Raw genomic sequence first — 9327 nt, 5'->3', positions numbered from 1 at the left:
GCGCCTGGGCGGCTTCGGCCAGCTCCACCACCAGCCCCAGCTTCACGGACAGCCTCCGCGCCGCCAGTGCCCGGCCCAGGGCCTCGCGCGCCTGGGCTTGCACTCCCGGCGGGTGCGGCGTGCGCAGTCAATAGGCCGTCACCGTCCTGACCTCGCGCGCGCCTCTCCCATGACGCGAAGTGCGAGGTGTAGAATTGCGAAGCGGTCCGAGGACTGTCTTCGCCGCGGGCGTCAGAGATGGGCATGTCGATAGGAGCGCTTCCCTTTGTTTTCGGCGCTGCTGCGTCGAATGGTCACGAGGGTGCGATCTGCATCGCCATGCTCCTGGTGCTGGGGGTGGCTGGCTGGTTTGCGATTCGCCACCTCAACCGCCTGAATCAGAAGTGGAAGAGGGAACAGCAATCGGACTGGCTGACGAGCAGCTCCCCACCTGGTTCCGTGATGGAGCTCCCTTCAGGAGCCCGCACTCGTGACCACGGGACTCTCTTCAGCGTCGAGTTCCTGTTCGCCGACTCTCCGCGCCTCGTCTCGAACCCGGTAGGGGATAGCTCCGTTCCCGCTCGTTCGGGCCTCCCTCCCTCAATGGCTCCCGCACCGGAGGCGGCGTCAGCGACCGACGCGGACGTGATCTCTCCTGGGGAACCGCCTGTTGCTGCATCAACGGGTCCCTCAGAGCTCGGTTCGCATCACCGTTCCGTCGAGACTGGCACTTCCGGTGTGCCTGCCTCATCACTGGAACTGACCCTGGCCGCGGTTCCCTCGTCGTCGTCCCTTGAGGAAGCGCTCTCTGCGGCAACCCGTGTTCCTCCCGAGTCGGAGCGGCTTGGCCTCTGATGGCTCGGCCCTCTCGGCAGATGCGCTCTCGCCTCGGTCGACAGACCCGCTTGCTCCTACTGGGGTTCAGGGTACTGCTGCCTCTCCTGAACCTGAACCAGGGGCGAGGTCGTCGACACCAGCCCAGCGGATGGCACCGTCACCGAGGACGAGTCGCGCGAACTGGAGGCCATGCTGGAGACGGCGTTGGGCCTCCAGGACGCGGAGCGGGTCCGGCTCGAGGCGCATCTCGCCTGGTTGCTCGCGCGACCGCTCTCGAACACCGGCCACAAGAAGCGAGTCGAGGCGCTTCCTCCCGAGACGCGGGGCACCCTGGGTCACGTCCTCGTGGGGTTCGCCGCGGCGGACGGCCATGTGTCGCCCCACGAGCTCAAGACCCTCTCCAAGCTCTACCCGCTCCTCGGCCTCGATGAGGCGAGCCTCTACGCGGATGTCGAAGCCGCCGGCGCGAAGTCGCGGGCGGCCCCCGAGCCCGTCTCCACGGGCCGGCCGGGTGAACCCGTGAAGGGATTCGCACCGCCGCCGCCGGGCTCCGAATCCGCCCCTACCGCTCCTCGCCCGCGCGTCGCCCTCGACATGCAAAGCATCCATGCGAAGTTGGCGGAGACCGCCGCTGTGTCCGCGCTGCTGGGGAGCATCTTCTCGCGGATGCCGAGCCGGCGCCCGGGACATCGCCCGCGCAAGGGGCGTCGCCTGGTGTCGCGGGGCTCGATGCGGCCCACTCACGCTTGCTGCGCGCCCTGTTGGCGAGGACGGAATGGCCTCGTGCCGACGTGGAGCGACTTGCCGCCGAGCATGGCCTCCTACCGGATGGGGCCCTCGAGCTCATCAACGACGCGGCTTGCGATGCGTGCGGCGAGGTTCTCCTCGAAGAAGGTGCGGAGACCCTCTACCTCAACGACCTGGCGGCGCGGGAGATGGTGTCATGACGGCGGACACGGCCCGGGAACGCATCCGACCGAAGGAGCGCGACGCCATCGTCCAGTCACTACGGGCGGGGATCGTGCCTCGCGTCGGGCTGCGGCATCTTCAGGTGGGGCGGGGCGAGGAAGTGCGGGCGCTCGTCGGCGACATCGAGCGCATCACCGCTGGCGGCAGCGCCATCCGCTTTGTCCTCGGGGATGATGGTTCGGGGAAGACATTCTTGCTCAACCTCGTGCGGTCCATCGCGCTGGAGAAGCGGCTCGTCACCGTCCATGCCGACCTCAACCCCGGTCGCCTCTTCCTCGCGACGGATGGCAAGGCCCGTGGCCTCTACGCGGAGTTGATGCGCAACCTCGCCACGAGAGCGCGCTCGGAAGGCGGCGCCCTGACGAACGTCGTGGAGCGCTTCTTGACCCAAGCCCTCGCGGTGGCGAGGGCTCGCGACGCGAACGCGGAGGCCGTCATCCGCGAGCAGCTCTCTGCGCTCTCGGAGCTGGTGGGGGGATACGACTTCGCGGAGGTCCTGGTGGCGTACTGGCGGGGCCACGACACCGGTAACGAGACCCTCGAGGCCGATGCGCTGCGATGGCTGCGAGGCGAGTTCTCCACCCAGGCGGACGCGCGGCGCGCGCTCGGGGTGTGCTCCATCGTCGATGATGCGGGTTTCTACGACCAGCTCGCGCTCATGGCCCGCTTCGTCCGCCTGGCTGGCTACGCGGGCGTGCTGGTGTGCCTGGATGTGCAGGTCAATCTCCACACGCTTGTCGACGCCAATGCCCGGGCGTCCGACATCGTGGATGACTGTCTGAGGGGAAGTCCGGTGGGGCTCGGCTTCTTCTTCGGGGGCACGCCTGGATTCCTCGGCGACGAGGTGAGCCCATCGCGGCTCGCGGCGAAGAACCTCGTGGAGGCCAGCGCGTCGCCGGTGCTTCGGCTGGCGAACCTGACCCCGGAGGACCTCTATATCCTCCTCACCAGGCTGCGTCGGCTCTACTCCGTGGGGTTGCCGACGCCGCCGCACCTGCCCGACGAGGCACTCGAGGGCTTCATGGCCCACTGCTCGGTGCATCTCGGTGCTGCGTTCTGCCGGGATGCCTCGCAACGCGGTGAAGGCCTTCATCAACCTGCTCTCGGTCCTCGAACAGAACCCCCACTCGGACTGGAGGGAGCTCCTCGACGGACTGCCTCTATCCATGGACGCCCACCCGGACCTCTCGTCGCCGCCAGAAGCCGACGAAGGGGCCGTCGTCGCCGGGAGTCGATGATGAACCCGCTTCCTACAGGCGCTGACGGGGGCGCCGACATTTCGAAGGGGCTGTTCGCGCGGGCCCCTGCTGCCTGGCTGCTGCTGCTGTCCCTGGCAGGAGTCCGGAACAGCGAGGAGCCACTGGTGGACGACCCGAGGTCCTCGCGATGACGACCCTGCAGGCGCTGCATCCTGTCGACCCACGCGTGTTCGATGACACGGCGACGACCCGACAGGCGGCCATCGGTCTGTTCGTGCGTTGGGCGAAGATGCTCCCCCTGGCCCCCTCGAAACCCGAGGACCTGGTCCAGTCCGTGGAGGTCGAGACCCGGCATGTGAGTCGGCTCTACACGACCATCGTGGAGCGCAACCTCCAGTGGCGTAAGGGGCCGTATCGGGGGACTGAGCGCATCACCGGCCTCGTGGTGAAGCCCGAGGACGTCGACCCCTGGGCGGAGACGATGGAGGTGCTGCGCCAGCGCAGCCGGTCCGTGTGTGCGTGCCCTCCCTGTTCTGGCGTGGGCAGACGGCCCTGCACTCGTTGTCAGGGAACCCAGCGCTGTCGCTGTTCGGGATGTGGAGGCAGTCGGAAGGCCTATGGCATCGCGTCGAATGGCTCGCGCACCGTGCGCTCATCCTCGCGCAGGCCTTCTCCCGGACCGACCTCATCCGTCGGGATTGAGCAGGGAGGTCCGGCACCATGTTCCAGGCTCGCTCTGCGTTCCGCCCCCCTTCGTCCTATCGCCTCACGCCCTTCCGGTTCGGTCGATTGGATGGCGATCGCTACCTCCTGACCAACGAGGTCGGGGAGTACGTCGTGCTGCCACGCGAGGAGTTGGTGGCGTTCGCCAACCATACGCTCTCCTCGGACAGCGGAGCCTACAAGGCCCTGGCGGCGCGGCACTTCCTCTTCGACGACCAGTCGCGCGTCGCGCTCGACCTGTTGGCGCTGAAGTACCGGACCCGGGCGGAGAACCTCGCGACCTTCACGGGCCTGCACATCTTTGTGGTGACCCTGCGCTGCGACCACTCCTGTCACTACTGTCAGGTGTCGCGCCAGGCGGAGGGGCGGACGGAGTTCGACATGTCGCGGGAGCACGCGGACCGGGCCCTGGAGCTCACGTTCCGCAGCCCGTCCCCGGCGCTCAAGATTGAATTCCAGGGCGGCGAGCCGCTGCTCCACTTCGAGCGCATCCGTTACATCGTCGAGCGCGCGGAAGCGTTGAACCAGCACCACCGACGAGACCTCCAGTTCGTCATCGCCAGCAACCTGTCGAGGCTCACCGACGAGGTGCTGGCGTTCTGCCGGGAGCACCACATCCAGCTCTCCACCTCGCTCGACGGGCCCGCGGCGCTGCACGATGCCCAGCGGCCGGTGCGAGGAGGCAACAGCCATGCGCGGAAGCTCGAGGGCATCGAGCGGGCTCGCACCGTGCTCGGGCCGGATGCGGTGTCGGCGCTCATGACGACGACGCAGGCGAGCCTCGAACGCGTCGAGGACATCATCGACGAGTACGTGCGACAGGGCTTCCATGGCATCTTCCTGCGCAGCGTGAGCCCGTACGGCTGCCGCTCGTCAGGGACCCTCGCGCCGCTACGGCAGCGAGGCGTGGTTGTAGTTCTACGAGCGGGGTCTGCGCCACATCCTGGACATCAACGCACGGGGATACGCGCTCCGGGAGGAGTTCACGACCATCCTGCTCCAGAAGCTGTTTTCGCCCAGGGGCTCGAACTACGTCGACCTCCAGTCGCCGGCGGGGATTGGGATTGGGGCCCTCGTCTACAACTACGACGGCGCGGTGTACGCCTCGGACGAGGGGCGGATGCTCGCCGAGATGGGCGACCACACGTTCCGGCTGGGGCACGTCGCACGCGACTCCTACGAATCACTGCTGCTGTCCGAGACGCTCCTCGACCACCTCTCCGACTCGATGCCCGAGGGCGCTCCCATGTGCGGGGACTGTCCGTTCCTCCCGTATTGCGGCGCGGACCCCATCTTCCACCGGGCGACCCAGGGGGACGGGGTGGGGCACAAGGCCTTCAGTGACTTCTGCAAGAAGCAGATGGGCGTGCTGAGACATCTGCTCGGCTTGCTGGAGGATGATGCCCGCGCCCGAGAGGTCTTGATGGGGTGGGTGGAGCCATGACCCTGGCGCTCTCTGCCCAGGGCTTGCGCCCGCTCGCCGGGTGTTCACCCACGCCGTTCATCGCGCGCATCCGGGAGCAGGGCGATGTGCCCGAGAGGGCCCCGGAGCGAGAGGTCTTGCTCTTGAGCGACCCCGCGGGAAGGCCGGTGCCTCTGGGCTATCGGGGGTATCTCCTGCGACAGGACGTCTCGGAGTGGAACGGCTTCCAGGTCGCGTATGTGCTCGCGCCCGAACTGCACTACCTCGCCGAAGGGGACGTGGTCCGCATCCATCCGGCGCGGCGGGAGTTGTCCGTGCTCTACCGGCGGGCGTCGCCCTCGAATTCGCTGCTGGTGACGGAGCGCTGCGACAACCTGCGCTTGATGTGCTCGCAGCCCCCGAGGAAGCAGGACGACTCGTGGCTGGTGGACGAGCTGATGGACCTCATCCCGCTCATCTCGCCCGAGACCCGTGAGCTGGGCATCACGGGAGGCGAGCCTGGCCTGCTGGGCGAGCGGCTCATCCTGCTCCTCGAGCAACTGAAGCAGTGGCTGCCGCGCACCGGCGTGCACGTGCTCACCAACGGACGCCGGTTCTCGTCGCCGGACTTCGCGCGAGCCGTCGGGCGGGTCGAACACCCGGACCTGATGCTGGGGGTACCGCTCTACTCGGACCTGACGGAGGAGCACGACTACGTGGTCCAGGCCCGAGGCGCCTTCGATGAGACCGTGCGGGGAATCCTGAACCTGAAGCGAGCCCGGGTGCGAGTGGAGCTGCGCTTCGTCATCCATGCCCAGACCTACGCGCGACTGCCGATGTTCGCGGAGTTCGTGTCCCGCAACCTCCGGTTCGTGGACCACGTGGCCCTCATGGGGCTGGAGCTGATGGGGTTCGCGAAGACGAACCTTCGCCTGCTCTGGGTCGACGCGCTCGACTACCAGCGGGAGCTGAGCGAGGCGGTCCGGACGCTGGACCGCGCGGGGCTCAGCACCTCCCTCTACAACCACCAGCTCTGCACGCTGCCGGCGGAGCTCCACGCCTTCGCTCGACGGAGCATCTCGGATTGGAAGAACACCTACGCCGACGAGTGCGGCGGATGCCAGAAGCGCGACATGTGCGGCGGATTCTTCGCCTCGTCGAGCCTGAGGCGAAGCAGGGGCATCCGGCCCTTCCTCGGGTGAGGGGCGCTCACCCCACGCGCTGACTATCTCGCTCCGACGCCGGTCGGTGGGGCGTTGAGCAGCGGCATGAAGTCGATGCGCGGCAGTCGCGGGTCGTCCTTGCCATCCCAGACGCGTGCCTCGATCGACTCGCGGATGGAGGTGGACCAGTCGTTCCCGGTCGCCTCCAGGGTGAGCCCGGTCGCGGGGGGGACCAGCCGCAAATCATACGTGGTGGCGTTCATCAACGTGTTGTTGCGGACACGAACCGAGCCGGAGGCGAAGGACAGCGCGGAGGAGCTCGCCCGGGGCGGTCCGCGATTGTCCTTGAATCGGTTGAGTTCGACGACCACCGTGCCGCCGGTGACGCTGAGCGCCGTGCCGACGTCGGCGCCCCCCACCGTGATGGCATCTCGAAAGTTCTCGAGCAGGTCGTTGTGCCGGATGACGGAATCGCCGCCCTGGACGTGGATGGCGGAGTGGCTGTTGCGCAGGAAGTGGTTGTCCTCGATGTGCGCAGGCCCTTCACCGAAAGCGCATTGATTCTGGACGTTCCCGTGGAGCCGCAGCCCGATGTTGTTGTCCGCGACGACGTTCCCGACCAGTCGGGCGTCACACGCGTAGACGGACAATCCATGACGGGTGGTGTTCTGCTCGATGCGGTTGTTCCGTACCAGGGCGCGCGATTGGTCGAGGAGGAGCGCGTCGGTGCCATTGCCGTTGTGGTGGAAGGTGCTGTCGCTCACGAGCGGCGAGCTGCTCTGCAGGGTCAACGCCGTGGTGGCATGCCGGACCTCGACGTGTTCGAGCACGCTTCCGGAGACGTACTGGTCGGATGCATCGAGCACGGCGTCGATGCTGGAGTCCGCGAAGGTCAGGCCCCGCCAGCTCCCGGGGAGGGCGACGGGCGCTTCGGCCCCGAAGAGGATGGGGGCGGCCACCGTGCCCCGGGCGACGAGCTGCCCCTGGACGAGCAACCGGGTGTTCTCCCGGAAGAGGACCTCCGTGCCCGGGTCGATGGTGAGCCTTCCGCCCACGGGGACGACGAGGTCCTCGGTGACGACGTAGGGACTGGCTTCCTCGCTCCAGCGGGTGTCGAGGGCCAGCGTGCCGGAGACCTGGGTCTCCGGGCTCACCGTCACGGTGGTGGACACGGGGGCAGGCAGCTCGTTGCCCTGCGCATCGCGGAAGGTCGCATACACGTGGGTGGGGCTGTCGTCCGACAGGGTCCAGGCGCGGGTGTTCGAGAAGGGTTCCCACTGCGCATTCGCGAGCAACGGGTCATTGCCCACCTTCATCTCCGACACGGCCGAGTGCGTGTCGACGGCGGACAGCGAGAGGACGACCTCTCGAGACGAGACCCGTCTCCTGCCTCCATTGACGAGCAACCGCGCTTCGAGTGGAGGTTGGGTGTCCACGATGACGGAGGCCGATTTCGGGAGGCTCTCCCTTCCGTTCTCATGCAGGAAGCTCGCGGACACGGACTGGGGACCGTCCGAGGCGAACGTCCAGGAGGCAGACGCCGTCATGGGCGTCCAGGGCTTGTCGAAGGGGCCGTTCGGCCCGAAGAGCTTGTAGTGCGTGGCCCCCTCGAACCCCTCGAAAGAGACCGTCACGGTGCGCGAGGAGACGGCCTTGGCTCCCCCGTTGACGAGGAGTTGTCCGTAGAGGGGGACTTCGGGGCGGAGCGTCTGGGTGGGCAGCGTGACATGCTGACCCGGCTCGACCCGGACATCGTTCACGACGAGCGTCGCGTGGCCCGGGTAGTAGATGCTGAGCGAGTAGGTTCCCGCGGGGACCTGACGAAAATAGAAGCGCCCCTGGGAATTGGTCCACTGACTCGAGGACCCTTCCACCAGCATGACGGTGATGACCGACCCCGGCTCTTGTCCTTCCAGGTGAGCAATTCCCTCGATGAGGCCCACCAACTCCAGCGGCAGCTTTCCGAACACCACGCCGCCAGGGCCCAGCTTCGTCGAGGGCACATCGAAAGCCTGCTGCAGGGCGTGGACTCCCGCGAGGGTAGGATGGCTGCAGCGGAGCACATAGCGTCCGACACGGACGTCTTCGACGCGAAACTTCCCGTCTTCATCCGTCACCAGGTCCTGGATGGTAGGACCCTCGAGCCTGCAGCGTGCGCCGGGGACCTGCGCGCCTGGGGGGATTCCGGAGGTGCCCTGGCCGCCCATCACGATGCGACCCTTGATGACGCCGGGCTCCTCGACGACTCCCGGCTCCTCCTCGGAAAGGGCAGAACATCCCAGGCCGAGGACCATCACGACACAGAGGCCGACCAGCTGGCCCGTTCTAGGAGGGGACCGCATCGAGTCTGGAAGAGAGGGCATGACTTCCTCCTACGGAGCCTCCACGGCCGGCTGACACCGGGAGTGTCTCGCTGACGGAGCCCGAAGTGGAACCCTTGCCTGGGGCTCCCCATGGAATCGGCGCGTTGCCCGATCATCGGTCGACGGTAGGTCGGCCTCACTCCTTGGTCCGTGCGGCGCCTCCGGACACTCCCTCCCAGGGAGAGGGCCGCCGTAGGCGATCAATGGGAGGTCCGCGGACGAGCTTCCTTCTGGAAGCAGCGGTTCGACCCGGGGCAGTTCCTGGAGGCCCGGCTCACGGTCGGCCCCGGGGTGGGACAGCCGCATCGCTCCTGACGCGTCAGGAATTTCAAGGGGATGCCTGCCTGGTTGCCCGCCCGGCTGGGCGCCATCAACGCCTGGGACCTGGCCCGCCGAGGCGACTTTCGGACGCGCGACGGCTGGTGTGGTGCCTTCCGGACAAAAAATCCGATCAGCGCATGAACGGAATGCTGGTGCTGCGCCAGATCCGATGGTACAAGCCGCGCCCCGCCACCAAGCCCGGGCACTGGCCCGGAGGACTTGGAGGAGGGGTGCAGGATCAGAGCGGAATACAGCGGTCAACGAAGCGAGTTGACAGGAGACGCGGTGGTGGTAGAAGCCGCGCCCCCGACGAAGAAGCCCGGAGGAAAGGGCGGAGACGGCGGGGCGGTCAACGAAGCAGCGGAGTTGAC

General features: G+C 67.5%; 5 protein-coding genes and 2 pseudogenes. 6 read left to right on the top strand and 1 reads right to left on the bottom strand.

Features of this window, described 5'->3' with window-relative positions:
* Nucleotides 1-969 precede the first annotated feature (969 nt).
* The 6 genes and pseudogenes from LZ198_RS43790 to hxsC all read left to right on the top strand — a co-directional run.
* A pseudogene (locus LZ198_RS43790) lies at nt 970-1242 on the top strand (tellurite resistance TerB family protein); the annotation flags it as partial.
* Between the two features lie 101 nt (nt 1243-1343).
* Complete coding sequence (locus LZ198_RS43580) at nt 1344-1763, top strand: tellurite resistance TerB C-terminal domain-containing protein (RefSeq protein ID WP_323383495.1); 420 nt, start codon at nt 1344-1346, stop codon at nt 1761-1763.
* Nucleotides 1760-3175 carry a BREX system ATP-binding domain-containing protein gene (locus LZ198_RS42215; protein ID WP_253977844.1) on the top strand — a complete coding sequence of 472 codons (1416 nt, stop codon included), beginning with the start codon at nt 1760-1762 and terminating at the stop codon, nt 3173-3175. The genes LZ198_RS43580 and LZ198_RS42215 overlap by 4 nt, the downstream gene beginning before the upstream one ends.
* 529 nt (nt 3176-3704) lie before the next feature.
* Nucleotides 3705-4454: pseudogene (locus LZ198_RS42210) on the top strand (radical SAM protein); the annotation flags it as partial.
* Nucleotides 4455-4827: 373 nt separating this feature from the next.
* On the top strand, nt 4828-5151 hold the full coding sequence (locus tag LZ198_RS42205) for a hypothetical protein (RefSeq protein WP_253977846.1): 324 nt from the start codon (nt 4828-4830) through the stop codon (nt 5149-5151).
* Nucleotides 5148-6311, top strand: a complete 1164-nt coding sequence (gene hxsC / locus LZ198_RS42200; protein ID WP_253977843.1) for a His-Xaa-Ser system radical SAM maturase HxsC — start codon at nt 5148-5150, stop codon at nt 6309-6311. The genes LZ198_RS42205 and hxsC overlap by 4 nt, the downstream gene beginning before the upstream one ends.
* Nucleotides 6312-6334: 23 nt before the next feature.
* On the opposite strand, the gene LZ198_RS42195 is transcribed toward hxsC, so the two are convergent.
* Nucleotides 6335-8275 carry a right-handed parallel beta-helix repeat-containing protein gene (locus LZ198_RS42195; protein ID WP_253977842.1) on the bottom strand — a complete coding sequence of 647 codons (1941 nt, stop codon included), beginning with the start codon at nt 8273-8275 and terminating at the stop codon, nt 6335-6337.
* Nucleotides 8276-9327: the final 1052 nt, after the last annotated feature.

The sequence above is a fragment of the Myxococcus dinghuensis genome, from assembly GCF_024198235.1.
Taxonomy (GTDB): Bacteria; Myxococcota; Myxococcia; order Myxococcales; family Myxococcaceae; genus Myxococcus; species Myxococcus dinghuensis.
This window is presented reverse-complemented; position numbering and strand designations above follow the sequence as displayed.